This is a genomic window from Isoptericola sp. F-RaC21, from assembly GCF_038593535.1.
Taxonomy (GTDB): domain Bacteria; phylum Actinomycetota; class Actinomycetes; order Actinomycetales; family Cellulomonadaceae; genus Isoptericola.
The window spans coordinates 894,962-919,476 of sequence record NZ_JBCFYX010000002.1 but is presented as its reverse complement, the minus strand read 5'-3'; the positions used below and the strand labels follow the sequence as shown (position 1 = coordinate 919,476).

Genomic DNA, 24,515 nt, shown 5'->3' with positions numbered 1-24,515 from the left:
TCGGGTCACTCGACCCCGAGCAGCACCTCGATGGCGCGGGCGAAGAAGCGGTCGACGGGGCCCTCGGCGTAGCCGTCCGCGCCCTTGGCGCGGCCGAAGGTGGCCGAGCGGATCTCGCCGGAGGTCAGCGGCTCCTGCCGGTCGAAGTACGCGACGAGCCGGTCGCACAGCGCGTCGACGTCGTCGGGGTCGTAGCCCTGCTCGCCGCGCTCGGCCGGCGCAAACTTCTCGCCGTCGGGGCGGCCCAGGCGTCCGTACATCGTGCGGGCGCGGTCGGCCAGCGCGGCCATCCAGGCCTCCTGCCCGTGCGCCGCGACGTACTCCGCGCGCTGCCGGGCGATGAACGCGGCCTCGAGCCGGTCCAGCGCCGCGTCGACCTCGTGCGTGTCGTAGCCTCCGCGCACCAGGTCGAACGTCGACACCTGGATGTCGGCGTGCGACAGGGGCTCCGCGGTGCGGCCCTCGTAGGCCTGCCGGGCGTGGTCGAAGAAGTCCTCGACCTCGTCCCGGTCGTACCCGGTGCGCATCGCGGACACCGTGCTGAACAGCGCGCTCACTCGTCCTCCTCGGCAGCCAGCTGCCCGCAGGCGCCGTCGATGTCGCTCCCGCGGGTGTCACGGATCGTGGTGGGGATGCCGTGCCCGCGCAAGCGTGCCACAAACTCCTCCTCGACGGCACGCTCGCTCGCGGTCCAGATCGAGCCCGGCGTCGGGTTCAGCGGGATGGGGTTGACGTGCACCCAGCCGCGCCCGCGCGCGTTGAGCTTCTCCCCCAGCAGGTCCGCGCGCCAGCCGTGGTCGTTCATGTCCTTGATGAGCGCGTACTCGATCGACACGCGCCGGCCCGTCACCTCGAAGTAGCGCCGCGCGGCGTCGAGCGCCTCGTCCACGCTCCAGCGGGTGTTGATCGGCACCAGCTCGCTGCGCAGGTCGTCGTCGGGCGCGTGCAGGCTGAGGGCCAGGGTCACCGGGATCTCGAGCTTGGTGAGCTTCTCGATCGCCGGCACGAGGCCGACCGTCGAGACGGTGATGTTGCGGGCCGACATGCCGAAGCCCTCGGGCTGGGGCGCGACCAGGGCGCGCACCGTCTCGAAGACCGCCTTCGGGTTCGCCAGCGGCTCGCCCATGCCCATGAACACGAGGTTGTTGAGCCGGGTCGGCCCGCCGGGGATCTCGCCCTCCGCGAGCGACCGGTTCGCCGCGCGCACCTGCTCGAGGATCTCCGCCGTCGACAGGTTGCGCGTGAGGCCCAGCTGCCCGGTCGCGCAGAACGGGCACGCCATGCCGCAGCCCGCCTGGGACGACACGCACAGCGTGGTGCGGTGCGGGTAGCGCATGAGCACCGACTCGACCTTGGCGTCGTCGAAGAGGTGCCACAGGGTCTTGACGGTGGTGCCGCCGTCGGCCTCGAGGCGCCGGGTCGGGCGGATGAGCTGCGGGAACATCGTGGTCGCGATGGCCTCGCGCGTCGACGCCGGCAGGTCGGTCATCTGCTCGGGGTCGGACGTGTAGTGCTGGAAGTAGTGCGTCGCGAGCTGCTTGGCCCGGAACGGCTTCTCCCCCATCGCCTCCATCGACGCGACGCGCTCCGCCGGCGTGAGGTCGGCGAAGTGCTTCGGCGGCTTGCCGCGGCGCCGGGGCGCCATCTGCAGGGGCATCGGCGCGGTCTCGTCGCCGGGACGGACCGCGGGGATGCCGAGGTCGGCCCCGGAGGTCGCCGGGCGGGCGGAGGTGGTGGGCATGAGGAGTTCCTTACAGGGCGGTCGACGGCGCCATGGTGAGCACGAGGTACACGAACGGGGCGGTGACGACCAGCGAGTCGAGGCGGTCCAGCACGCCCCCGTGACCCGGGAGCAGCGAACCCATGTCCTTCAATTCTAGGTCCCGCTTGATGAGCGACTCGGCGAGGTCGCCCACGGTGGCCGTCACCGCGGTCAGGACGCCGAGCACCACGCCGAGCAGCGGGCTGGCGTCGAGGGCCAGCACGGCGCCCGCGACGCCCACGGCGGTGGCGAGCACCAGCGAGCCCGCCAGGCCCTCCCAGGTCTTCTTCGGGCTCACGGTGGGTGCCAACGGGTGGCGACCCATCGTCACCCCGGCGACGTACCCGCCGGTGTCGTTCGCCACGGCCAGCAGGATGAACAGGGCCACCCGCAGCTCGCCGTCCGGCTGCGCGAGCAGCAGGAGGACGAAGCCCGCGAGGAACGGCACGTACGTGGCCGCGAAGACGGCGGCCGCGCAGTCGCGCAGCGCCTGCGGCCCCGGGCCGTCCAGCACGCGCCACACCACGACGGCGCCCACGGTCAGCACGTACGCGACGAGCAGGGCCTCCGGCCCCGACGTGTACGCCGAGACCACCATCCCGGCCCCGCCGACCAGAAGCGGGAGCATCGGCAAGTGGATGTCCCGCCGGGCGAACGCCTGTCGCAGCTCCCACAGCGCGGCGCCCACGGCGACCGCCGCGACGGCGACGAACGGCTCGGGCCGGAACCACAGGGACGCCGCGACGCCGACGAGCAGCAGGACGCCGACGGTGATCGCCATGGGGAGGTTGCGGCCGGCGCGCGACGACGTCGGGCCGGCCGCCCCGCCGGTGGCGGGGTCGAGCGGGGACGCGTCCTCGCCCGGTTCGAGGGGCCGCTCGGGGAGCTCTGCCACCATCAGACCTCGAGCAGCTCGCTCTCCTTGCCGGCGAGCAGCTGGTCGACGGCGTCGACGTGCTTCTTCGTCAGCGACTCCAGCTCCTTCTCGGCACGGGAGACCTCGTCCTCGCCGGCCTCGCCGTCCTTGACGATGCGGTCCAGCTCCTCCTTGGCCTTGCGGCGCACGTTGCGCACCGAGATGCGGGCGTCCTCCGCCTTCGTCTTGGCCATCTTCACGTAGTCGCGGCGCCGCTCCTCGGTGAGGGCGGGCATCACGATGCGGATCGCGTTGCCGTCGTTCGACGGGTTGACGCCGAGGTCGGACTCCCGCAGCGCCTTCTCGATCGTCGTCATCGAGCCCTTGTCGAACGGGGAGATGAGCACCGTGCGCGCGTCGGGGATGTTGAACGACGCGAGCTGCTGCAGCGGCGTCGGGGCGCCGTAGTAGTCCACGGTGATCTTCGAGAACATGCCCGAGTTGGCGCGGCCCGTGCGGATCCCCGCGAACTCCTCCTTGGCGACCTCGATCGCCCTGTCCATCTTCTCCTCGGCCTCGAGGAGGGTGTCGTCGATCACCGGTGCTCCATTCTCGTCGTCGTGCTGCGTCGTGCTACGTGGTGCTGCGTCGTGAGACGTCGTGGGGTCGCGCGGCCGGTCGGCCTCAGTGGGTGGTGACCAGCGTGCCAATCTTCTCGCCCAGCAGCGCGCGGGTCACGTTACCCGGCTCCTCGAGCCCGAAGACACGCATCCGCACGTCGTTGTCCCGGCACAGGGACAGCGCCGTGGCGTCCATCACGTTCAGCCCGCGCACGAGCGCGTCCGTGTAGGTCAGGTGCTCGAGGCGCTCGGCGTCCGGGTTCGTGCGCGGGTCGGCCGAGTAGACGGCGTCCACGCCGTTCTTGCCCATGAGGACCTCGTCGCAGTGCGTCTCCAGGGCGCGCTGCACCGAGACCGTGTCGGTGGAGAAGTACGGCATGCCGGCGCCCGCCCCGAAGATCACGACGCGGCCCTTCTCCAGGTGCCGGATCGCGCGCAGCGGGATGTACGGCTCCGCGACCTGCCCCATGGTGATCGCGGTCTGCACGCGCGTCTTGACGCCGTCCTGCTCGAGGAAGTCCTGCAGGGCAAGGCAGTTCATCACGGTGCCGAGCATGCCCATGTAGTCGGCGCGCGCCCGGTCCAGGCCGGCGCGCGAGAGCTCGGCCCCCCGGAAGAAGTTGCCGCCGCCCGAGACGATCGCGACCTGCACGCCCTGGCGCACGGCGTCGCCGATCTCCTGCGCGATGCGCCGCACGACGTCGGTCGCGAGGCCCACGTTGCCCCCGCCGAAGGTCTCGCCGGAGAGCTTCAGGAGCACCCGGCGTGCGGGCACGGCCTCGCCCGTCGCCTCACCCGTGGTCGTCGGCTCGGTCTGGTTGGACTCGGTCACGTGCGTCACCGTCGCTCTCTGATCTGTTCCGCATGCCGTCGGGCATGTTCCGCGTCCGCCGGGTGCCGCCCTCGACGGGCCCGGCAGGTGGGCGCACCCGCGCCCGGTGGTTCTGTGGTCGCCCTCCGCGCATCCTGGCACCGGACGGCGGCTCCCGCCCCGTCAGCGGGCCGGCGTGGGCGGGTACGCGAAGGCCCGACCGCACCGCGCAGGGTGCGGTCGGGCCTGGACGCTAGTGAGCGTCAGCTGCCGACGCGGAAGCGGACGAAGCCGAGCAGGGTGCCGCCGGTGGTGGCGACGTGCTTGGCGACGGTCGTCTTCGTGTCCTTGGCCAGCGGCTGGTCCACGAGCACGGCGTCCTTGAAGAAGCCGTTCAGGCGGCCCTCGACGATCTTCGGCAGCGCGGCCTCGGGCTTGCCCTCGGCGATCGAGACCTCGCGGGCGATCTCGCGCTCCTTGTCGACGACGTCCGCCGGGACGTCCTCGCGGGACAGGTACTTCGGGGCGAGCGCGGCGATGTGCTGCGCGACGTCCTTGGCGACGGGCTCGGCCGCGTCGTCAGTGGCGACGAGCACGCCGATCGACGGCGGCAGGTCCTTGGCCGTCTTGTGCAGGTAGGTCGTCACCTTCGGGGCCTCGAGGCGGGCCACGCGACGCAGCACGACCTTCTCGCCCATCGTGGCGCCCTGGGCGGCGATGGTGTCGGCCACGGTGCCCTCGGCGGCCGGGGCGGCGAGGCCGGACTCGGCGTCGGTGGCACCGGCGGCGGCGACGGCCTCGAGGACCGTGTCGGCCAGCGCGATGAACGTCGAGTTCTTGACGACGAAGTCCGTCTCGGCGTCGAGCTCGATCATCGTGGCGACCTGGCCGTCCGCGGAGTCGACGACCTTGACGGCCACGAGGCCCTCGGTGGTCGCGTTGCCCTCGCGCTTGGCGGCGCGGGCCAGACCCTTCTTGCGGATGATCTCGATCGCCTGGTCGGTGTTGCCGTCGGCCTCGTCGAGCGCCTTCTTGACGTCGAGCATGCCGGCACCGGTGCGCTCGCGCAGCGCCTTGATGTCAGCGGCGGTGTAGTTCGCCATGGATGTCCTCCGTGCTGGTTCGAGGTCCGCCCGGCCCCGGTCGGGGCGCCGGGCGGAATGGGTCGTGCGGCGGGTCCGCGGGCCGGTCACCCGAGGGCGACCGGCCCGCGAGGACTCACTCGGACTTCTCGGCGTCCTGCTCGCCCTCGGCGGCAGGCGTCTCCTCGGCAGCCGGAGCCGCCTCGGTCGCCTCGGCGGCGGCCTCGGCCGGGGCCGCCTCGGCGGCGGGGGCCTCGGTCTGCGCGGCCTCGGCGCCGGCGAGGAGCTCGCGCTCCCACTCGGCCAGCGGCTCGGCCTCGGTGGTCTCGGCAGCCTCGCCCTTCTTGCCCGAGTGGCGCTGCAGCAGGCCCTCGGCGGCGGCGTCCGCGATCACGCGGGTGAGCAGCGTGACGGAGCGGATCGCGTCGTCGTTGCCCGGGATCGCGTAGTCGACGACGTCGGGGTCGCAGTTGGTGTCGAGGATCGCGACGACCGGGATGCCCAGCTTGCGGGCCTCGTCGACGGCGAGGTGCTCCTTGTTCGTGTCCACGATCCAGACGGCCGACGGCGTCTTGGCCATGTCACGGATGCCGCCCAGGGTGCGCGCGAGCTTGTCCTTCTCGCGACGCAGGACGAGGAGCTCCTTCTTCGTCAGGCCGGAGGCGGCGACGTCGTCGAAGTCGATCTCCTCGAGCTCCTTGAGGCGCTGGAGACGCTTGTGCACGGTGGTGAAGTTGGTGAGCATGCCACCGAGCCAACGGTGGTTCACGTACGGCATGCCGACGCGGGCGGCCTGCTCGGCGACGGGCTCCTGCGCCTGCTTCTTCGTGCCGACGAACAGGATGCTGCCGCCGTGGGCGACGGTCTCCTTGACGAACTCGTAGGCGCGGTCGATGTACGACAGCGACTGCTGGAGGTCGACGATGTAGATGCCGTTGCGCTCCGTGAAGATGAACCGCTTCATCTTCGGGTTCCAACGGCGGGTCTGGTGTCCGAAGTGGACACCGCTCTCGAGGAGCTGGCGCATGGTCACGACGGCCATGACACGTCCTTTCGCCGCGTGCGCCGGATCCTCCGGGCTGCACGCGCGTCGGGCGACCGGGCTGCAGGAGCAGGTGGCCGGTCGCGGTACTCGGTTCGTCGGTGACGGGCATCTGGCCCGGCACCCCTGGCGTCACGCCGGGCCGGCACCGTTCCCGGGGACCGGGGACGGACCGCTGCCGACGCGGCCGCACCCTGCACCCGGCGGGCCGGGCGCGAGGCGCGTACGTGACGCGCGATGTCGACCGACCCGATCCCGCTCCCCCGCACCGGCCGGGCCCGCGGGACGCCGAGGACGGTCCGCAGGGATCCACCGGAAGGATTCGGGGAGGCGAGGCACAAGCCGATCGCGGCAGCCAGTCTACCCGACGGTTCCGGGCCTCCGGGCCCACGGGCCGCCGGCCCCGCCACGGCCGCGGGTCGCCCTCGGCCGACGACGTCCCCGCGACCCCCGACGGGAGTGACGCTGCCCCCAGGAGCGCGCCGTCCACAGGTGTCATCGCCGCGCCGAGGTGCAGGTCATCGCCGCGCCAGGGTGTCCGCATGACCCCTCGCACCACGCCCGCTCGCATCTCGCCGGGCGGCAGCCCGTCACCCGACCGGGACCACGGTGTCATGGTCCGCGCCACGAGTGCCGCCGTCCGGCACGCCAGGTCGCTCGTCGTCTCGGTCGTCGCGGTCACCGTCGCGGTGACGGGTGCGGGGTCCCTCGCCGGCGCGACGCCGGTGTCCGCGGACGCCGGCGTCGCGCCGGCGGTCTCGAAGCCCGCCGACGGCGGCTGGGAGCGACCCGTGCCCGGCGAGGTCGCGCACCCCTTCGACCCGCCCGCCGAGGCGTGGGGGGCCGGTCACCGCGGCGTCGACCTCGCGGCCGCCGCCGGCGCGCAGGTGCGGTCCCCCGCCGCCGGCGTCGTGTCGTTCGCCGGGCAGGTCGCCGACAAGCCGGTCGTGGTGGTCACGCATCCCGACGGGCTGCGCTCGACCTTCGAACCCGTCACCGCCTCCGTGCGCCGCGGGGACGCGGTGGCCGCGGGCGACGTCGTGGGGACGCTCGCCGCCGTCCCCGGGCACTGCGCGCCCACGGGGTGCCTGCACTGGGGCGTGCTGCGCGGCGAGGTGTACCTCGACCCGCTCGCCCTGCTCGGCGACGCGCCGCCGATCGTGCTGCTGCCCGGCGGCCCCTGAGCCGCGGCCTCCGGGCCACCACGATCAGGCGCGCGGGAACGCCTGCACGAACACCTTGCGCAGCCGCTCGTCGTCCACGTGCGTATATCGCTGCGTGGTGCCGAGATCGGAGTGCCCCAGCACCTCCTGCACGGACCGCAGGTCGGAGCCGCCCTGGAGCAGGTGCGTCGCCGCGGAGTGCCGCAGCGCGTGCGGGGCGACGTCCTCCACGCCGGCCCGCGCCGCGAGCGCGTGCACCGCGTCGCGGACCTGCCGCTGGCCCCAGCGCCCGCCGCGCGCCCCGAGAAGGAGCGCGGCCCCGGACGTCGGCTGCACCAGCGCCGGCCTGCCGTGCGCGAGCCACTCGGAGACGGCGCGCGCCGCCGGCACGCCGAACGGCACGACGCGCTCCTTGCCGCCCTTCCCGAGCACGCGCACCAGCCGCTCCGTGAGGTCGACGGCGGGCACGTCGACCTGCACCAGCTCCCCGACCCGGATCCCGCTGCCGTACAGGAGCTCCGCCGCGGCCCACGCGCGCAGCGCCGCCGGGCGGTCGTCGGGCTCCGCGGCGTGCGCCGCCTCACGGGCCGCGTCGAGCAGGGCTGCCGCCGCGTCCGCGCTGAGCACCGTGGGCAGCGTCCTCGGCACCTTGGGGCTCGCGAGGCGGGCCGTCGGGTCCGCCTGGACCAGGCCGACCCGGTACGCCCACCGCAGGAAGGTCCGCGCCGCGGCGCCGCGGCGGGCGATGGTCGCGCGCGCCAGCCCGCGCTCCGACTGGGTGGCGAGCCATCCGCGCAGCACGGCGACGTCCACCCCCGGCAGCCCGTCGACGCCGTGCCGCACCGCATACCGCAGCAGCGACCCCACGTCCGCGCGGTACGCGCGGCGCGTGTGCGCCGAGTGCCCGCGCTGGACCTCGAGGTACTCGTCGAAACGTGCCAGCGCCTCCGCGAGCGGCGCCGGCAGCGGCGGCAGGTCCGGATCGGTGTCCATCCAGGTCAGTGTGCCCCTGCGCCGCGTGGGGGCGGGTGAGGCGGCGCGCGTGTCGAGCCAGCACCCCGCGGCAGGCCACCGCACCCCGGTGCCCCTAACGGCCGCGGGCCCGGCCGCCGTCGCGCCGGTCCCTGCGCCACCGGCCGCCCTCCTGGACGACGTGCCCGTGCAGCTCGAGCGCGCCGAGCCCCACGAGCAGCTCGGCCGGCGCGAGCCCGGCGGTGCGGGCCAGCGCGTCCAGGCCCGCGCTCGTGCGGGCGGGCAGCGCGTCCCACACCTGCCGGGCCCGTTCCCCGAGCGCCGCGACCTCCGCGGGGATCCGCCGGCGGGCCACGGCTCGGACGGCACGGCCGGCCCCGGCCGTCTCCTCGTGCCCGGGCCCATCGCCCGTCGTGCCGTCGTACGGACCAGCGAGCTCGGCGACCTCGGCGGCGTCCGTCACGCAGACCGCCGACCCGTCGCGCAGGAGCGCGTGGCACCCGGTCGAGGTTCCCGACGTCACCGGCCCGGGGACCGCGCCGAGCGGGCGCAGCAGCCGCGTCGCGTGCCGCGCCGTCGACAGCGCCCCGGACCGCCACGCGGCCTCCACCACGACGGTCGCGCACGACGCGGCGGCGATGACCCGGTTGCGGGCGAGGAAGCGCTGCTTGAACGGGGCAGACCCGGGCGGCACCTCGCTCACCACCGCCCCCGCGCCGTCCGCCAGGCGACGCAGCAGGTCCTGGTTGCCCGGCGGGTAGAAGCGGTCCACGCCCCCGGCGAGCACAGCGACCGTGGGGGCGTCGCCGGCGATCGCGCCGCGATGGGCGGCGGCGTCGATCCCGTAGGCGCCGCCCGACACGACGGTGAAGCCGCGGTCCGCCACCCCCGCGGCGAGGTCCGCAGCCACGTGGTCCCCGTAGGCGCTGGACGCCCGCGCCCCGACGAGCGCGACCGACCGCTCCGTCAGCGCGGCGAGGTCGGGCTCGCCCCGCACCCACAGCGCGAACGGTTCCTCCGCCCCCAGCACGGCGAGCCGTTCCGGCCAGCGCGGGTCGTCGGGGACCAGCAGCGTGCCGCCGAGCCGCTCGAGCACGCGGAGCTCCCGCCGCGGGTCGAGCCGGTCGAGCCGCGGTGCCCAGCGGGCCACCGCCTCCATCAGGCGGTCGGCCGCCACCTCGCTGCCCAGCGGCTCGAGCGCCGACCCCCGCAGGGCTCGCGCCGGGTCACGGACTGCCTCGACCACCCACTCGAGCGCCGCGGGGGCGCCCAGGTGTGCGACGAGCGTGCCGGCCACCGCGTCCGCCGGCTCCGCCAGCCTGCTCCACGCGGCGCGGGCGAGCACCGGGTCGCCCGCGTCGAAGGCCAGCCCCGCCGGGGCGTCCGGCCGCGTCGTGGCCATGCCCTGCCCACGGGCCTGCTCTGGGGCGCGCTCAGGCATGAGTCCCCCTCGTCCGCATCGTCACGGCCGTGGACACGTCGTCGCTGGTCGGCTCGGCGCGCCCGGCGAGGTCGGCGTGCGTCCACGCGATGCGCAGCACGCGGTCCGCGCCGCGCAGGCTCAGCAGGCCCCGGTCGACCATCTGCTCGATCGGCCGCAGCACTCCCGGGGCCCGCGACCGTTCGCGCAGCCACCGGCCGGGCACCTCCGCGTTCGTCGACCAGGGCGTGCCCGCCAGCCGCTCCCGGGCCGCGGCCCGCGCCGCGGCGACCCGGCCCGCGACCGTCGCCGACGACTCGCCCTCCGACCGGGCCGTGCGCTCCGCCCGGGTCACGGGCAGCACCTCCACCTGCAGGTCGACGCGGTCGAGCAACGGCCCGGAGAGCCGGCCGAAGTACCGCCGCTTCGCCGTGGGCGTGCAGGCGCAGTCCAGCCCCTTGTTCACCGACGCCATGCCGCACGGGCAGGGGTTCGCCGCCAGCACCAGCTGGAAGCGCGCCGGGTAGCGCGCGGCTCCCCCGGAACGGTGCAGCACCAGCTCCCCCTGCTCGAGCGGCTGGCGCAGCGTCTCCAGCACGCGGGACGGGAACTCGGGCGCCTCGTCGAGCAGGAGCACGCCGCGGTGCGCCCGGGACACCGCTCCGGGCCGGGCCAGGCCGCTGCCCCCGCCGACGATCGCCGCCGGGGTGGCCGTGTGGTGCGGGTCCTCGAACGGCGGCCGGGTCAGGAGCCCGTTCCCGGGGTCGAACGTCCCGGCCACGGAGTGCACGGACGTCACCTCGACGGCCTCGGCCGGCGTGAGGTCCGGGAGGATGCCCGGCAGCCGGGCGGCGAGCATGGTCTTGCCCGCGCCCGGCGGCCCGACCAGCAGCAGGTGGTGCCCGCCCGCGGCCGCCACCTCGAGCGCCGTCCGTGCCTGCGACTGCCCCACGACCTCCGCGAGGTCCCCCGCCGAGCGGCGAGGCACCGCCGGCCGCATGGGACGCACGGGGTCCAGCAGCGGCGGCTCCGCGAGCTCGCCGCCGTGCAGCAGCACCACCTCCGCGAGGCACGACGCCGCGTGGACCCGCGCGCCCGGCACCAGCCGGGCCTCGTCCGCGTCCCCGGTCGCCACCACGACGTCCCGGCAGCCCGCCTCGACCGCCGCGGCGACCGCGGGCAGCACGCCCCGCACGGGCTGCAGCCGGCCGTCCAGCCCGAGCTCCGCCAGGTGCACCACCCGGTCCAGCCCGGCGGCGGGCACCACGCCGTCCCCCGCCAGCACGGCGATCGCGATGGCGACGTCGAACGACGAGCCCGACTTGCGCAGCGAGGCGGGCGACAGGTTGACCGTGATCTTGCGGTGCGGCCACTTGATGCCCGTGGACAGCACCGCGGCCCGCACGCGCTCGCGCGACTCGTTCAGGGCCGTGTCGGGCAGCCCCACCAGGGTGAACCCCGGCACCGAGGCCGCGAGCTGCGCCTGCACCTCCACGACGTGGCCGGTCAGCCCGGTCAGAGCGACGGCCGCCGTCGTCCCGAGCCCCATCAGATCACCCCCACCAGGTGCTCGACCTGCGCGGCGCCCGCCCGCGGCAGCACCACGGCCACCACGTCGACCCGGATCTCGCGGCAGCGCACGTCGCGGTGCTCCGCGAGCCACTGGCCGGTGAGGCGCCGGATGCGGGACAGCTTGGCGCTCGTGACGGCCTCCGCCGGGTGGCCGAACGCGGTGCCGCGCCGGGTCTTGACCTCGACGGCGACCAGCGTGTCGCCGTCCCGGGCGACCAGGTCGAGCTCACCGCCCGTCCCCCGCCAGTTGCGCTCGAGCACCTCCAGGCCCTGCGCCTCGACGTGGCGCGCGGCCACCCGTTCCCCGTACCGCCCGACGGCGTCCTTCGCCCGCATCGAACCACCTCCGCGGGAAGCCTCGCCCCGCGGGGGACGGCGCACCGGCCTCGGGACCGGCGCCTGTGGACCGAGGGGACGCGCCCGGGCCTGTGGGCAGCATCGGCACCTACGGGCGCCTCGGCTCGTCCCTGCGTACGCGCTACAGCGCGAGCTCCGCCTTCGCCAGCTCCTCGACGTTGACGTCCTTGAACGTCACCACGCGCACGGACTTCACGAACCGCGCGGAGCGGTACACGTCCCACACCCACGCGTCGGCGAGCCGCAGCTCGAAGTAGACCTCGCCCGCGGCGGACCGCACCTGCAGGTCCACCTGGTTGGCGAGGTAGAACCGCCGTTCCGTCTCCACGACGTACGAGAACAGGCCCACCACGTCGCGGTACTCGCGGTAGAGCGCGAGCTCCATCTCGGTCTCGTAGTTCTCGAGGTCTTCGGCGCTCACGGGGCCATCCTCCCATCGGCTGTCACGTCGGCGAGCCCGGCGTCGAGCGTGGCGGCGGGAGGCGCCGGCGCCTCAACGGCGTCGTCGGCGAGCGCCCGCAGGTTCCACGACCGCCGGTGCTGCGGCGTCGGGCCGTGCCGGCGCAGCGCGTCCAGGTGCGCCGGCGCCGAGTAGCCCTTGTTCTGGTCCCACGCGAAGGCCGGGTACTGGCGCGCGAGGCGCACGAGCAGGCCGTCGCGCTCCACCTTGGCGAGCACGCTCGCGGCCGCGACCGAGGAGCACTGCAGGTCGGCCTTCACCAGCGTGCGCACGCCCGGCTCCGGGGCCTCGGGCCCGAGAGGATCGAGCGCCGCGGCCTCGAACAGGTCGACGTCGGCCCGGCTCAGCCAGTCGTGGGAGCCGTCGAGCAGCACGACGTCCACGTCGCCGCAAGTCCGCCGCACCTGCGCCAGCGCGCGCCTCCCGGCGAGCCGCAGCGCGGCCACGATGCCGTGCGCGTCGATCTCCGCGGGCCCCGCGTGCCCGACGGCCCACGCGACGCCCCAGCGTTGCAGCTGCGGCACCATCGCCACCCGCGCCGCCGGGGTGAGGAGCTTCGAGTCGGTCAGCCCCTGGGGCGCGGTCCGCGTGGCGGCGTCCACGACGACGACGCCCACGCTGACGGGGCCGGCCAGCGCCCCGCGGCCCACCTCGTCCATGCCGGCGACCAGCCGGGCGCCGCCCGTGAGCAGCGCGCGCTCGTGGCGCAGCGTGGGGCTGCGCCGCTGCTTGGCGCCCCCGTTCGCGGCGCGCCGCCGCGGCGGCGTCGGGCGCCGCACCGTCTCCGGGCCCGCGGCGCCGCGGACGGGCTGCGTGGCGTCCTGCTCGGTTCCCCGCTCGACCAGCGACGTCACGGTTCCGGGACCTTCGCGAAGACGTCGCCGGGATTGCGCAGGAACGTCGCGTCGCCCAGCGGCCACACCGTGGCGAACGCGGACCCGACGACGTTGTCCATCGGCACGAACCCGCCTCCGGGCTTGCCCGTGTTGTACCGCGAGTCGGCCGAGTTCTGCCGGTTGTCCCCCATGACGAACAGCATGCCGTCGGGCACGGTCTTGTCGAAGGGGTCCTGGCTCGGCACCGAGCCCGGCTTGATGTACTGCTCCTCGTCGATCGGCTCGCCGTTGATGTTGACGCGGCCCTGGTCGTCGCAGCACGTCACGTGGTCGCCCGGCGTGCCGATGACCCGCTTGATGAGGTGGTCGCCGGTCTCCTGCGGCAGCAGCCCCACGAAGGTCAGCACGTTCGTCACCGCCTGCCCGACCGGGGTCCGCTCCGGCGGCTCGTACGGCGGCAGCCACCCGCCCGGGTCCTTGAACACCACGATGTCGCCGCGGTGGACGTCGAACACGTCCGGCACCATGCGGGAGACCATCACGCGGTCCCCGATCTCGAGCGTGTCCTCCATCGACCCGCTGGGGATGTAGAACGCCTGCACCAGGAACGTCTTGATCAGCCACGACAGCACCAGGGCGCTGACCACGATGATCGCGGTCTCGCGCAGGACGCCGAGCCCGCGGCTCGGGGCGGGGCCCTCGGCGGGGGCGGGGCGGCCCCCGCCGACCACCGCGTCGAAGCCCTCGGCACCGTCGCCGGAGCCCGCGCCCGCGGGGTCGTGGGGACGGGGCTCGCGTGCGCTCGGCCGGTCGGTCACGGGATCGGAGTCTGCCACGACCTCACTCTTTCACTCGCCACCGTCCAGGGCGAAACCCGCAGCCGGACCCCCAGACGACCCTCAGAGCGCCTCCAGGGACGCGCGACGCCAAGCCTCCGGAGACGACGGACGGGCGGCCCTGCCGTGTGGCAGGACCGCCCGTCCGGTGCGTCTCAGCGTGTCGCGACGCGGTGCGTCACGACGCACGGCCTCACTTCGAGGTCGGCGTCTCGCGCTTCTCGCGGATCTTCGCCTTCTTGCCGCGCAGGTTGCGCAGGTAGTACAGCTTCGCCCGGCGGACGACGCCGCGGGAGACGACCTCGATGGAGTCGATGGTCGGGGCGTGCAGGGGGAACGTGCGCTCCACGCCGACGCCGAAGCTGATCTTGCGGACGGTGAACGTCTCGCGGACGCCGCCGCCCTGGCGCGCGATGACGATGCCCTGGAACGCCTGGACGCGCGAGCGGTTGCCCTCGACGACCTTGACGTTGACCTTGACGGTGTCGCCGGCGCGGAAGTCCGGGACGTCGGAGCGCAGCGAGGCTGCGTCGACGGAGTCGAGCGTGTGCATGGTTCTCTCCCCGCCCTGCCACAGGTCAGGAGCAAGATCGTGGCGCGCCCGCAGGGCGCGCGGTGTCTGACGTTTCGGTGGGTGCGTCGGCTCCTCGACCGGGCGGGCTGACCAGCAGCCCGTCGTGACCTCCCCTGTGGCAGAGGCCGGGTCGGCGAACACACCAGCGCCCTATTCTGCCATACGTCCCGGCGCAGGTCCCGGCTCGTCCTCCGCCGCCCGCCTGAGCCGTCCGTCACGCGCCTCCCAGCCCAGGCCGGCGAGCACGGCCAGGTCGGCCTTGTCGAGCGCCGCGGGGTCGAGCGCGGCCACCATGTCGGGGCGGCGCGCGGCGGTCCGCTCCAGCGCCTGGTCGCGGCGCCAGCGCTCGATCCGCCCGTGGTGCCCGGACAGCAGCACCTCGGGCACCTCGAGGCCTTCCCACTCCGGCGGCTTCGTGTAGACCGGGTACTCCAGCAGTCCGGCCGCGCCGTGCGACTCCTCGACCAGCGAGTGCGGGTTGCCGACGACGCCCGGCAGCAGCCGCCCGAACGCCTCGATCATCACGAGCGCGGCCACCTCGCCGCCGTTGAGCACGTAGTCGCCGATGGAGAGCTCGCTCACGCGGTGGCCGGCGGCGCGCGTCCGCTCGGCGACGCGCGCGTCGATGCCCTCGTACCGCCCGCACGCGATCACCACGTGCTCCTCGGTGGCCAGCGCCTCCGCGTGCCGCTGCGTGAACACGTCGCCCGACGGGGTCGGCACCACCAGGTGCCCGCCCCCGGCCTCGGGCAGCACGTCGTCGAGGGCCCGGCCCCAGACGTCCGGCTTCATGACCATGCCCGCGCCCCCGCCGAACGGGGTGTCGTCGACCGTCCGGTGCCGGTCGGTGGCCCAGTCCCGCAGGTCGTGCACCCGCAGGTCGAGCAGCCCCGCCCGGCGCGCCTTGCCGACCAGCGAGAGGTCCAGCGCGGCGAGGTAGTCGGGGAAGATCGAGACGACGTCGACGCGCACGTCAGTCCTCGTCCCGCTCGGCGCCGTCCTGCTCGGCGTCGGCCCGGTCGACGACGACGGACGCCGCGTCCCGCGCGAGCAGCCCGCCCGGGGGCGTCAGGACGACCCGCCCGCCGGCGACGTCGACCACGGGCACGATGGCGCGGACGAACGGGACGAGCGTGCGCTCGCCGCCCGTCTCCCGCACGACGAGGGCGTCGTGCGCCGGCAGGTGCTCGAGGCCGGTCACCTCGCCGACGACCGTCCCGTCCTCGAGCTCGGCGCGCAGCCCCTGCAGCTCGTGCGGGTACCAGGCGTCCTCCTCGTCGGAGACGTCCGCCTCGACGACGAGCTCCACGCCGCGCAGCGCCTCGGCCGCCGTACGGTCGGCCACCTCGGCGAACGTCACGAGCCACCGCCCCTGGTGCACCCGCGCACCCGTCACGGTCAGCGGACCCGCCGACGCCGGCTCCGTCGCGAGGGTGAGTCCGACGGCCAGCCGGTCCTCGGGATTGTCGGTGCGCAGGTCGAGCCCGACCTCGCCCTTGAGCCCGTGCGCCCGCCCGACGCGTGCGACCACCAGCTGCATCTCGTCTCCTGTCTCGTCCTCACGAGGCCGGACTACCTCGCGGGGGTCCGAACTACCTCGCCACGTCTCGCACTACCTCGTCCGGCGGCGGTCGACGCCCCGGACGCGACGAGGCCCGGCCCCGGTCGTGGTGACCGAGGACCGGGCCTCGTCGGAGCTACGGCAGCGGGTGCGGCACGCGTCAGCGCCGGTCGACGTCCACGACGTCGACCCGCACGGGGCCGTCCGTCGCGAGCGCGCCGACCACCGTGCGCAGCGCCTTCGCCGTCCGTCCGCCCCGGCCGATCACGCGGCCGAGGTCGTCCGGGTGCACCCGCACCTCGAGCAGGTCGCCCCGGCGCTGCGTCCGCGCGGCCACCCGGACGTCGTCCGGGTTGTCCACGATGCCGCGCACCAGGTGCTCGAGGGCCTCGGCGAGCATCAGGCCTCGGCCTCAGCCTCGGTGGCCTCGGCCGCCGGCTCCTCGGCCTTCTTCTCGGCAGCCTTCGCCTTGGCCTTCTCGGCCTCGGCGGCGACGGCCTCGACCGCGGCGGCGCTGTCGGCCTTCACGGTCTTGGTCTTGAGGGTGCCCTCGGCGCCCGGAAGACCCTTGAACTTCTGCCAGTCACCGGTGATCTTGAGCAGCGCGGCGACCTGCTCGGTCGGCTGCGCGCCGACGCCGAGCCAGTACTGCGCCCGCTCGGACTTGATCTCGATGAACGACGGCTCCTCGGTCGGGTGGTACTTCCCGATCTCCTCGATCACGCGACCGTCGCGCTTGGAGCGCGAGTCGGCCACGACGACGCGGTAGAACGGGGCCCGGATCTTGCCGAGGCGCTTCAGACGAATCTTGACGGCCACTGTGGTGGTGTCTCCTGGTTCTGGTGGGGCGACCTCACGCGCCGCCGGGTGGGGTCCTGGCGGTGTCCGGAGGTCAGGAACGCGACCTGCGCAGGAGAGAGGGGCCTGGGCACGCCGAGTACCCGGACATTGTGCCAGACCCGGCGCGCCCGCTCCAACCTCGGTGACGCACCTCTCCCCGGCGGCGCCGCAGGCGTCAGCCCCGCACGACCTGCCCGCGCAGCACCACGGCGGTCGGGTACCTCAGCACCTCGATGTCCTCGCGCGGGTCGGCGGGGTACACCACGAGGTCGGCGCTGGAGCCCTCGACGAGCGCCCCGAAGCCCAGCAGCTCGCGCGCCCGCCACGTCGCCATCGCGACGACGTCGGCGGCGGGGATGCCCGCCGCGACGAGCTCGGCGCACTCGTCGACGATGCGCCCGTGGCCGAGGGACCCGCCGGCGTCGGTGCCGACCAGCAGCGGGACGCCGGCCTCGTGCAGGGCCCGCACGTGCTCGTACCGACGCGCGTGCATGCGCCGCATCCGCGCCGCGTACGCCGGGTACCTGCCCTCCGCCTGCCGGGCGATCTCCTCGAACCGGGCGACCTGGAGCAGCGTGGGCGTCACCGGGATCCGTCGGGCCGCGACCTCCTCCACGAGCGGCCCCACGACGCCGGTGCCGTGCTCGATGCCGTCCACCCCTGCGGCCAGGAGGTCGGGCACGACCTCCTGGGAGAAGGCGTGGACCGTGACGCGCGCCGCCTCGGCGTGCGCGGCGGCGACCGCCTCGGTGAGGACGGCACGGGGCCAGAGCGGGGCGAGGTCGCCGGCCTCGCGGTCGATCCAGTCGCCGACGAGCTTGACCCAGCCGTCCGCGTCGCGCGCCTGCGCGCGCACCGCGGCGGGGAGCGCGCCCACGTCGTCGAGCTCGAGCCCGAAGCCCCGCAGGTACCGCTTGGGGCGGGCCAGGTGCCGGCCGGCGCGCACGAGCCGCGGCAGGTCCGGGCGCTCCTGGACCCAGGACGTGTCCACGGGCGAGCCCGCGTCGCGCACGAGCAGGACGCCGGAGTCACGGTCGGTGACCGCCTGGGCCTCCGCCGTCTCGTGGTCGACGGCGCCGTCGGGGCCGAGGCCGACGTGGCAGTGCACGTCCACCAGGCCGGGCAGCACCCACCCCTCGAGCTCGCGGGTGGCGCTGCCCTGCGGCGACGGCCGGGTCAGGCTGACGCGCCCGTCGCGCACCCACATCTCGCCGACGTCGCGGTCGTGCCCGAGCAGGACGTGGCCGGTGACGTGCAGCGGGACGTGCGGGGCAGACATGGTCGAAGGTTACCGAGTCGTGGTGCCGAGCCGCGGACGCCGTGCGGGCGCGGGTCAGCGGCCGCCGAGCAGCTTGTCGAGGCCGTCCGGGAGCTGGACCTTCGAGAGGTCCTGCTCGGACGGCTCCCCGCCGCCCACGCCGAAGGCGGAGCCGGGGGCCGACGGCTTGCCCGCGGGGCCGCCGAGCGCGCGCTGCATCGCCTCGCGCTCCTGCTGCGCCCGCTTCGCGGGGTTGCCCGACTTGCCCTTGACCTTCTTCGACGGCGCCTGCTTGCCGCGCGACTTCTTGCCGCCGCCCGGCATGCCCGGCATCCCGGGCACACCGCCGGGCATGCCCGGCATCCCGCCGCCCTTGCTCATCTGGCGCATCATCTTCTGCGCCTGGCCGAACCGCTCGAGCAGCTGGTTGACTGCCGTCGTCGTCTGGCCGGAGCCGCGCGCGATGCGGGCGCGGCGCGAGCCGTTGATGATCTTGGGGTTGTCGCGCTCGGCCGGCGTCATCGACTGGATGAGGGCCTGGACGCGGTCGACCTCGCGCTCGTCGAAGTTCTCGAGCTGCTCGCGCATCTGGCCCATGCCCGGCATCATCCCGAGCATCTTCTTCATGGAGCCGAGCTTCTTCATCTGCTGCATCTGCACCAGGAAGTCGGACAGCGTGAAGTCCTCGCCCTTCTCGACCTTGGCCGCCATCTTGGCGGCCTCCTCGGCGTCGAACGCCTTCTCGGCCTGCTCGATGAGGGTGAGCACGTCGCCCATGTCGAGGATGCGCGAGGCCATGCGGTCGGGGTGGAAGACCTCGAAGTCGGTGAGCTTCTCACCGGTCGAGGCGAACATGATGGGACGCCCCGTGACCGTGGCCACCGACAGCGCCGCGCCGCCACGGGCGTCGCCGTCGAGCTTGGACAGGACGACGCCGGTGAAGTCGACGCCCTCCTCGAAGGCCTTCGCCGTGGCCACGGCGTCCTGGCCGATCATCGCGTCGATGACGAACAGGACCTCGTCGGGCTGGACGGCGTCGCGGATGTCCGCGGCCTGCTGCATGAGCACGTGGTCGACGCCGAGCCGGCCGGCCGTGTCGACGATGACGACGTCGTGCTGCTTGACCTTCGCCTCGGCGACGCCGTCGCGGGCCACGCCCACGGGGTCGCCGATGACGACGTCGGTCTCCGCGCCCTGGTTGCCCGGGTGCGGCGCGTAGACCGGCACGCCGGCGCGCTCGGCCACGACGGACAGCTGGGTCACCGCGTTGGGACGCTGCAGGTCGGCGGCGACCAGCAGCGGCGTGTGCCCCTGCTCCTTGAGCGCCAGCGCCAGCTTTCCGGCGAGCGTCGTCTTTCCGGCGCCCTGGAGGCCCGCGAGCATGATGACCGTCGGCGGGGTCTTGGCGAGCTGCAGCGCGCGCGTCTGGCCGCCGAGGATCGCGACGAGCTCGTCGTTGACGATCTTGACGACCTGCTGCGCCGGGTTGAGCGCGCCCGACACCTCGGCCGACAGCGCGCGCTCGCGCACGGCGGCGGTGAACTCGCGCACGACCGGCACGGCGACGTCGGCGTCGAGGAGGGCCCGGCGGATCTCGCGCACGGTCGCGTCGATGTCCGCCTCGGAGAGCCGGCCCCGCCCGCGCAGGTTCTTGAACGTCGCGGTGAGCCGGTCCGACAGGGAGTTGAACACCAGGCAGGTCCTTACGGGGGTTGTCGAGGGGTGCGGCCACCTAGCCTACCGGTCGCCCGGGCGCCCTCCCGAGAGCTCCGCGCGCGCCCGGGCCGTGAGGTCGTCGACGAGGCTCGCGCGCCACGCCGTCCACCCCGCCGGGCCCAGCGACGACGCGTCCGCCTCCGTCACCGCCCGCACCGCCTCGAGCAGGTCGGCGCGGTGCTCGAGGGCGTCGAGGAGCTCCGCGACCGTGGCCGGGTCCTCGAGGTCGGCCGTCGTCGCCAGCCGCGCCAGGGTGAGGTGGTGCCGCACGACGATCCCGACGTCGCGGGCCACGGCCTCGTCGAACCCCGTGCGCCGCACGATGCCCGGCGCGATCCGCGCGCCCTCCACCGAGTGGTCGGGATCCGCGGCGCCGCGCCGCTTGCCGATGTCGTGCAGCAGCGCGGCGAGCAGAAGCTGCTCCGCCGGCGCGGGGGCGACGCCGGCGTCGGCGGCGACCTGCCGGCGCACCTTGGCGGCGCGCGCCGCGGTCTCCACCAGGTGCCGGTCCACGGTGTGCCGGTGGATCGCGGCCCGCTGGGGGCGGTTGCGCACGCCCGCCCACTCGGGGATCCACGTCGTGACCACGCCGGCCAGGTCGAGGGCCTCCCAGACCGGCACCTGCGCCGGCCCCGCGGCCAGCAGCGTGAGCAGCGCGGACCGTGCGGCGGGCGGCCACGGCACGGACGGCGGCGGGGACTCCGCCAGGGACTGCACGGTCACGGGCGAGAGCACCAGCCCCGTGCGCGCCGCGGTCGCGGCCGCGCGCAGGGGCAGCAGCGGGTCCTCGGCCGGGTGCGCGCCCACGGCCAGCACCAGCTCGCCGTCGTGCTCCACGAGGCCGTCGCCCACGGACCGCAGCCGCGGCGCGGACCTGCGCCCCCGCACCATGACGGGCCGGCGCACGGGCGGGCGCTGCAGCGCCTGCCGGGCGCGCCGCACCGTCGAGTCCAGCGCGTAGGAGATCTCGCGGCCCGCCTCGGCGAGGCTGGCGAGCAGCTCGTCCGGGTCGTCGTGCCCGCACCGGGCCGCCACCTCGTCCAGGTCGGCGAGCAGGAGCTTCGTGGACCGGCGCCGCGTCACGACGTGCACCGCGTCGCGCACGTCCAGCAGGTGCGCGTGCGCCCGGTCCACCCGTCCGTGCGGGCGGTCCGTGAGCCACGTGGCCGCGAGCGCCGACAGCAGGACGGCGTCGCGGATGCCGCCGCGCGACTCCTTGAGGTCCGGCTCGATGAGGTAGGCCAGCTCCCCCGCGCGCTCGGCCCGGTCCCGGGCGCTGTGCAGCAGCTCGGGCAGCCGGCGCCGGGACGCCGAGCGCCAGTCGGTGAGGATCGCCGACGCCGCCCGGTGCACGACGACGGCGTCGCCGGCCACCGGCCGCACGTCCAGCCAGCCCACCGCGGCGGGCAGGTCGGTGGAGGCGAGCCGGCGGGTCTGGCTCAGCGACCGCACGGCGTGGTCGATGTCGACGCCGGAGTCCCACAGCGGGTACCACAGCGCCTCGGCGACGCGGGCGAGCTCGTCGGGCTTGTGGGTCCGCCCGTCGTGCACGAGCACGAGGTCGAGGTCGGAGAGCGGGCCGAGCTCGCCGCGGCCCAGGCTGCCGACCGCGGCGAGCGCGATGCCGGCCGGGTCCACGTCCGCCGTGGCGGCCTCGTAGAGCGGCGCGAGCCGGTCGGTGACGAGCTGCTGCAGCGTCGTGCGGCGCGCCACGCCCGACCGGCCCGGCCCCGTGAGGCCGTCCGCGACGGCGAGCAGGTCCGCGCGCAGCGCGCCGACCTGCCCGCCGACGGCGTCGACCACCTCAGAGGGCCGCGTCGCCGTGCTCGCCGGTGCGCACCCGCACCACGTCGTCGAGCGCGGTGGTCCACACCTTGCCGTCGCCGATCCGGCCGGTCTGGGCGGCCTTGACGACGACGTCCACGACGGTGGGCGCGTCCTCGTCGGCGACGAGGACCTCCACGCGCACCTTCGGCACCAGGTCGACGGTGTACTCGGCGCCGCGGTACACCTCGGTGTGGCCCTTCTGGCGGCCGTAGCCGCTGGCCTCGCTGACGGTCATGCCGCGGATGCCCGCGGCCTCGAGGGCGGACTTCACGTCGTCCAGACGGTGGGGCTGGATGACTCCGGTGACGAGCTTCATGCGCGGATCTCCTTAGCGACGGAACCCTGCTGGATCGTCTCGTACGCGGTCTCGCTGTGCACCGCCAGGTCGATGCCGGCGACCTCGGCCTCCTCGGAGACCCGCCAGCCCATGACCGCCTTGAGCGCGATCGCGATGAGGTAGGTGACGACGCCGGAGAAGACGACCGCGACGACGGCGATGATCGCCTGCACGGCGAGCTGGTTGAGCCCGCCGCCGTAGAACAGGCCCGTCTCCGTGGCGAGGAAGCCGATGGAGACCGTGCCCCAGAGGCCGGAGACGAGGTGCACGCCGACGACGTCGAGCGAGTCGTCGTAGCCCAGCTTGTACTTGAGGCCCACCGCGTAGGCGGACAGCACGCCCGCGATCGCGCCGACGGCGATCGAGCCGACGGGGCTGACGGAGCCGGCCGCCGGGGTGATCGCGACGAGGCCCGCCACGACGCCCGACGCGGCGCCGAGCGACGTCGCCGAGCCGTCGCGCAGCTTCTCCACCACGAGCCACCCGAGCACCGCGGCCGCGGTGGCGACGGTCGTGTTCACCCAGGCCAGGCCGGCGAAGCCGTCGGCGGTGAACGCCGAGCCGCCGTTGAAGCCGAACCAGCCGAACCACAGGAGAGCCGCGCCCAGCATGACCAGGGGCAGGTTGTGCGGACGCATCGGCTCGGAGCCGAAGCCCTTGCGCTTGCCCACCACCAGGGCGAGGACGAGCGCTGCGACACCGGCGTTGATGTGCACCACGGTGCCGCCGGCGAAGTCGATCGGGGCCGCGATGGAGGCGAACGGGCCGTCGCCGGACAGCAGGCCGCCGCCCCAGACCATGTGCGCCATCGGGAAGTAGCAGAGGGTGACCCAGACGGCCACGAAGACCATCCAGGTGCCGAACTTCGCGCGGTCGGCGATCGCGCCGGAGATCAGCGCGACGGTGATGATGGCGAACGTGGCCTGGAAGCCCACGCCCACGATGCTCGGGACGCCGAAGTCGTCGATGAGGAACTCACCGTTCGCGTCGTAGATCGCGCCGGACAGACCGAACTGGTCGAACGGGTTGCCGACGATCCCGCCGAGGTCCGCGCCGTAGGACATCGACCAGCCCCACAGCACGTAGATCACGCCGACGACGGCGAGCGCGCCGAACGACATCATCATCATGTTCAGGACGGACTTGCCGCGCACCATCCCGCCGTAGAAGAGCGCGAGTCCAGGGGTCATCAGGAGCACGAGAGATGCCGACATCAGCATCCACGCGGTTGCTCCGGTGTCCAGCTCCATGAGTTGTTCCTCCCTCACCAGCCGGGCGGCCGGGTCGGGCACTACCGTGGTCGGGCGGGGTTTCGCCTGGACTGTTCTGGTGTTTCGTGGGTGTGACAAGGCCCCGTCACGCGTCAACTTTGCGTTAACGGGGCCTCGTCGAGGGCGGCCGCGGCGTGCGGCGGCGCTCAGCCCAGCAGGCCGTCCACGAACTGCTCGGGGTCGAACGGAGCCAGGTCGTCCGGGCCCTCCCCCAGGCCCACGAGCTTGACCGGCACGCCGAGCTCCCGCTGCACGGCGACGACGATGCCGCCGCGGGCGGTGCCGTCGAGCTTGGTGAGCACGATGCCCGTGACGCCCGCGACCTCGCCGAAGACGCGCGCCTGGTTGAGGCCGTTCTGCCCGGTCGTGGCGTCGAGCACCAGCAGCACCTCCGCGAGCGGCGCCTCGCGGGTGATGACGCGGGTGATCTTGCCGAGCTCGTCCATGAGGCCCGCCTTGTTCTGCAGGCGGCCGGCGGTGTCGACGAGGACGACGTCGGTGCCGTCGGCCTTGCCGCGCTTCACCGCGTCGAACGCGACCGCGGCCGGGTCGGCGCCGTCGCGGTCCGAGCGGACCGTCTCCACGCCCACGCGGGCGCCCCAGGTCTGCAGCTGGTCGGCGGCCGCCGCGCGGAACGTGTCGGCCGCGCCGAGCACCACCGACCGGTCCTCCGCGACCAGCACGCGGGCGAGCTTGCCGACGGTCGTCGTCTTGCCCGTGCCGTTGACTCCCACGACGAGCACGACGGCGGGCAGCCGCGCGCCGTCGTCGCCCGTCGGTCCCGTCGTGGCGACCTCGCGGTCCAGCGACGGGTCGACGACCTTGAGCAGCTCCTCGCGCAGCAGGTCGCGCACGGTCTTCGGGTCGCGCACGCCGAGCACGCGCACCCGGGTGCGCAGGGCTTCCAGCAGCTCCTCCGCCGGCCCGGCGCCGATGTCGGCGAGCAGCAGCGTCTCCTCGAGCTCGTCCCAGTCGTCCTCGGTGAGGTGGTCGCGGGACAGGACGCTCAGGAGCCGCGCACCGAGCGGCGACCCCGACCGCGCGAGCCGGTCGCGCAGGCGCACCAGGCGTCCGGCCACCGGCTCGGGCGTCTCGAGCACGGGGGCCACGGGAGCGGCGTCCTCGGGCGCGACGGCTTCCGGCGCCTCGGTCCCGGGCTCGGCGACGGGGGCCTCCGCGGCGGGCGGCGCGAGCGTCGTCGACCCCCCGGCGCGGTGGTCCGCGCGCCGGCGACGCGACCGCGGGACCAGGAGGGCGGCGCCGCCGCCGACCACGACGACGACACCGAGGAGGATCCAGAGCCAGAGCAGATCAGTCACGCGCACAGTCTCCCAGAAGCGCG

Annotated in this window: 26 protein-coding genes; 1 reads left to right on the top strand and 25 read right to left on the bottom strand. The window is 74.6% G+C overall.

The annotated features are described in order from the left end of the window. Nucleotides 1-5: 5 nt before the first annotated feature. From AAG589_RS09685 to rpsB, 7 genes are all read right to left on the bottom strand, one after another. Nucleotides 6-557 carry a DivIVA domain-containing protein gene (locus AAG589_RS09685; protein ID WP_430567008.1) on the bottom strand — a complete coding sequence of 184 codons (552 nt, stop codon included), beginning with the start codon at nucleotides 555-557 and terminating at the stop codon, nucleotides 6-8. Further along, a complete protein-coding gene (rlmN, locus tag AAG589_RS09680; RefSeq protein WP_446719700.1) occupies nucleotides 554-1,741 on the bottom strand; it encodes a 23S rRNA (adenine(2503)-C(2))-methyltransferase RlmN in 1,188 nt (395 codons plus the stop codon). Before rlmN ends, AAG589_RS09685 begins: the two co-directional genes overlap by 4 nt. Before the next feature lie 10 nt (nucleotides 1,742-1,751). Then, nucleotides 1,752-2,543, bottom strand: a complete 792-nt coding sequence (locus AAG589_RS09675) for a phosphatidate cytidylyltransferase (protein ID WP_430567193.1) — start codon at nucleotides 2,541-2,543, stop codon at nucleotides 1,752-1,754. Between the two features lie 116 nt (nucleotides 2,544-2,659). Beyond that, nucleotides 2,660-3,217 (bottom strand): ribosome recycling factor, encoded by a 558-nt coding sequence (gene frr, locus AAG589_RS09670; protein WP_430567007.1) that lies wholly within the window; start codon nucleotides 3,215-3,217, stop codon nucleotides 2,660-2,662. A gap of 85 nt (nucleotides 3,218-3,302) precedes the next feature. Then, a complete protein-coding gene (gene pyrH / locus AAG589_RS09665) occupies nucleotides 3,303-4,079 on the bottom strand; it encodes a UMP kinase (protein ID WP_446719699.1) in 777 nt (258 codons plus the stop codon). 233 nt (nucleotides 4,080-4,312) lie between these two features. After that, a complete protein-coding gene (gene tsf, locus AAG589_RS09660; protein ID WP_430567006.1) occupies nucleotides 4,313-5,152 on the bottom strand; it encodes a translation elongation factor Ts in 840 nt (279 codons plus the stop codon). 115 nt (nucleotides 5,153-5,267) lie between these two features. After that, complete coding sequence (gene rpsB, locus AAG589_RS09655; protein WP_430567005.1) at nucleotides 5,268-6,173, bottom strand: 30S ribosomal protein S2; 906 nt, start codon at nucleotides 6,171-6,173, stop codon at nucleotides 5,268-5,270. Nucleotides 6,174-6,715: 542 nt separating this feature from the next. Between rpsB and AAG589_RS09650 the strand changes: the two genes are divergently transcribed. Beyond that, nucleotides 6,716-7,357, top strand: coding sequence for a murein hydrolase activator EnvC family protein (locus AAG589_RS09650; protein ID WP_430567004.1), 642 nt, complete (start codon nucleotides 6,716-6,718; stop codon nucleotides 7,355-7,357). A gap of 24 nt (nucleotides 7,358-7,381) precedes the next feature. Here the strand turns inward: AAG589_RS09650 and AAG589_RS09645 are convergent, their stop codons facing one another. The 18 genes from AAG589_RS09645 to ftsY form a co-directional block, all read right to left on the bottom strand. Next, nucleotides 7,382-8,329: a tyrosine recombinase XerC gene (locus tag AAG589_RS09645; protein WP_430567003.1), complete on the bottom strand. Its 948-nt coding sequence runs from the start codon at nucleotides 8,327-8,329 to the stop codon at nucleotides 7,382-7,384. A gap of 94 nt (nucleotides 8,330-8,423) precedes the next feature. Further along, a complete protein-coding gene (gene dprA / locus AAG589_RS09640) occupies nucleotides 8,424-9,749 on the bottom strand; it encodes a DNA-processing protein DprA (RefSeq protein ID WP_430567002.1) in 1,326 nt (441 codons plus the stop codon). Continuing rightward, a complete protein-coding gene (locus AAG589_RS09635) occupies nucleotides 9,742-11,277 on the bottom strand; it encodes a YifB family Mg chelatase-like AAA ATPase (RefSeq protein WP_430567001.1) in 1,536 nt (511 codons plus the stop codon). The genes dprA and AAG589_RS09635 overlap by 8 nt, the downstream gene beginning before the upstream one ends. Next, nucleotides 11,277-11,636, bottom strand: coding sequence for a YraN family protein (locus AAG589_RS09630; RefSeq protein WP_430567000.1), 360 nt, complete (start codon nucleotides 11,634-11,636; stop codon nucleotides 11,277-11,279). Before AAG589_RS09630 ends, AAG589_RS09635 begins: the two co-directional genes overlap by 1 nt. A 142-nt stretch (nucleotides 11,637-11,778) precedes the next feature. Beyond that, the gene (locus AAG589_RS09625) at nucleotides 11,779-12,078 is read right to left on the bottom strand and encodes a DUF2469 domain-containing protein (protein ID WP_013838354.1); all 300 of its coding nucleotides are present in this window, start codon (nucleotides 12,076-12,078) and stop codon (nucleotides 11,779-11,781) included. Next, nucleotides 12,075-12,896, bottom strand: coding sequence for a ribonuclease HII (locus AAG589_RS09620; RefSeq protein WP_446719720.1), 822 nt, complete (start codon nucleotides 12,894-12,896; stop codon nucleotides 12,075-12,077). The genes AAG589_RS09625 and AAG589_RS09620 overlap by 4 nt, the downstream gene beginning before the upstream one ends. 71 nt (nucleotides 12,897-12,967) lie before the next feature. Continuing rightward, on the bottom strand, nucleotides 12,968-13,789 hold the full coding sequence (gene lepB / locus AAG589_RS09615) for a signal peptidase I (RefSeq protein ID WP_446719698.1): 822 nt from the start codon (nucleotides 13,787-13,789) through the stop codon (nucleotides 12,968-12,970). Between the two features lie 193 nt (nucleotides 13,790-13,982). Further along, nucleotides 13,983-14,342, bottom strand: coding sequence for a 50S ribosomal protein L19 (rplS, locus tag AAG589_RS09610; RefSeq protein WP_430566999.1), 360 nt, complete (start codon nucleotides 14,340-14,342; stop codon nucleotides 13,983-13,985). Nucleotides 14,343-14,513: 171 nt separating this feature from the next. Beyond that, the gene (gene trmD, locus AAG589_RS09605) at nucleotides 14,514-15,335 is read right to left on the bottom strand and encodes a tRNA (guanosine(37)-N1)-methyltransferase TrmD (protein ID WP_430566998.1); all 822 of its coding nucleotides are present in this window, start codon (nucleotides 15,333-15,335) and stop codon (nucleotides 14,514-14,516) included. Nucleotide 15,336: 1 nt separating this feature from the next. Continuing rightward, complete coding sequence (gene rimM, locus AAG589_RS09600; RefSeq protein WP_430566997.1) at nucleotides 15,337-15,903, bottom strand: ribosome maturation factor RimM; 567 nt, start codon at nucleotides 15,901-15,903, stop codon at nucleotides 15,337-15,339. 181 nt (nucleotides 15,904-16,084) lie between these two features. Next, nucleotides 16,085-16,324, bottom strand: coding sequence for an RNA-binding protein (locus tag AAG589_RS09595; RefSeq protein ID WP_380245361.1), 240 nt, complete (start codon nucleotides 16,322-16,324; stop codon nucleotides 16,085-16,087). Then, nucleotides 16,324-16,743, bottom strand: coding sequence for a 30S ribosomal protein S16 (gene rpsP / locus AAG589_RS09590; RefSeq protein WP_430566996.1), 420 nt, complete (start codon nucleotides 16,741-16,743; stop codon nucleotides 16,324-16,326). The genes AAG589_RS09595 and rpsP overlap by 1 nt, the downstream gene beginning before the upstream one ends. 196 nt (nucleotides 16,744-16,939) lie before the next feature. Next, the gene (locus AAG589_RS09585) at nucleotides 16,940-18,043 is read right to left on the bottom strand and encodes an amidohydrolase family protein (RefSeq protein WP_430566995.1); all 1,104 of its coding nucleotides are present in this window, start codon (nucleotides 18,041-18,043) and stop codon (nucleotides 16,940-16,942) included. Between the two features lie 54 nt (nucleotides 18,044-18,097). Next, complete coding sequence (gene ffh / locus AAG589_RS09580; RefSeq protein WP_430566994.1) at nucleotides 18,098-19,714, bottom strand: signal recognition particle protein; 1,617 nt, start codon at nucleotides 19,712-19,714, stop codon at nucleotides 18,098-18,100. A gap of 45 nt (nucleotides 19,715-19,759) precedes the next feature. Further along, entirely contained in the window at nucleotides 19,760-21,541 is a 1,782-nt protein-coding gene (locus AAG589_RS09575; protein WP_430566993.1) for a [protein-PII] uridylyltransferase family protein, read from the bottom strand. A 1-nt stretch (nucleotide 21,542) separates the two neighbouring features. After that, a complete protein-coding gene (locus AAG589_RS09570) occupies nucleotides 21,543-21,881 on the bottom strand; it encodes a P-II family nitrogen regulator (RefSeq protein ID WP_079576166.1) in 339 nt (112 codons plus the stop codon). After that, a complete protein-coding gene (locus AAG589_RS09565) occupies nucleotides 21,878-23,152 on the bottom strand; it encodes an ammonium transporter (RefSeq protein WP_430566992.1) in 1,275 nt (424 codons plus the stop codon). The genes AAG589_RS09570 and AAG589_RS09565 overlap by 4 nt, the downstream gene beginning before the upstream one ends. A gap of 167 nt (nucleotides 23,153-23,319) precedes the next feature. Beyond that, entirely contained in the window at nucleotides 23,320-24,492 is a 1,173-nt protein-coding gene (ftsY, locus tag AAG589_RS09560) for a signal recognition particle-docking protein FtsY (protein ID WP_430566991.1), read from the bottom strand. Nucleotides 24,493-24,515 lie beyond the last annotated feature (23 nt).

Bases quoted from the DNA above. Each gene is read 5' to 3' on its own strand.
- rlmN (WP_446719700.1), bottom strand. From the start codon at position 1,741: ATGCCCACCACCTCCGCCCGCCCGGCGACCTCCGGGGCCGACCTCGGC.
- AAG589_RS09675 (WP_430567193.1), bottom strand. From the start codon at position 2,543: ATGGCGATCACCGTCGGCGTCCTGCTGCTCGTCGGCGTCGCGGCGTCC.
- tsf (WP_430567006.1), bottom strand. From the start codon at position 5,152: ATGGCGAACTACACCGCCGCTGACATCAAGGCGCTGCGCGAGCGCACC.
- rpsB (WP_430567005.1), bottom strand. From the start codon at position 6,173: ATGGCCGTCGTGACCATGCGCCAGCTCCTCGAGAGCGGTGTCCACTTC.
- AAG589_RS09650 (WP_430567004.1), top strand. From the start codon at position 6,716: ATGACCCCTCGCACCACGCCCGCTCGCATCTCGCCGGGCGGCAGCCCG.
- AAG589_RS09645 (WP_430567003.1), bottom strand. From the start codon at position 8,329: ATGGACACCGATCCGGACCTGCCGCCGCTGCCGGCGCCGCTCGCGGAG.
- dprA (WP_430567002.1), bottom strand. From the start codon at position 9,749: ATGCCTGAGCGCGCCCCAGAGCAGGCCCGTGGGCAGGGCATGGCCACG.
- AAG589_RS09635 (WP_430567001.1), bottom strand. From the start codon at position 11,277: ATGGGGCTCGGGACGACGGCGGCCGTCGCTCTGACCGGGCTGACCGGC.
- AAG589_RS09630 (WP_430567000.1), bottom strand. From the start codon at position 11,636: ATGCGGGCGAAGGACGCCGTCGGGCGGTACGGGGAACGGGTGGCCGCG.
- rplS (WP_430566999.1), bottom strand. From the start codon at position 14,342: ATGCACACGCTCGACTCCGTCGACGCAGCCTCGCTGCGCTCCGACGTC.
- rimM (WP_430566997.1), bottom strand. From the start codon at position 15,903: ATGCAGCTGGTGGTCGCACGCGTCGGGCGGGCGCACGGGCTCAAGGGC.
- AAG589_RS09595 (WP_380245361.1), bottom strand. From the start codon at position 16,324: ATGCTCGCCGAGGCCCTCGAGCACCTGGTGCGCGGCATCGTGGACAAC.
- AAG589_RS09585 (WP_430566995.1), bottom strand. From the start codon at position 18,043: ATGTCTGCCCCGCACGTCCCGCTGCACGTCACCGGCCACGTCCTGCTC.
- AAG589_RS09570 (WP_079576166.1), bottom strand. From the start codon at position 21,881: ATGAAGCTCGTCACCGGAGTCATCCAGCCCCACCGTCTGGACGACGTG.
- AAG589_RS09565 (WP_430566992.1), bottom strand. From the start codon at position 23,152: ATGGAGCTGGACACCGGAGCAACCGCGTGGATGCTGATGTCGGCATCT.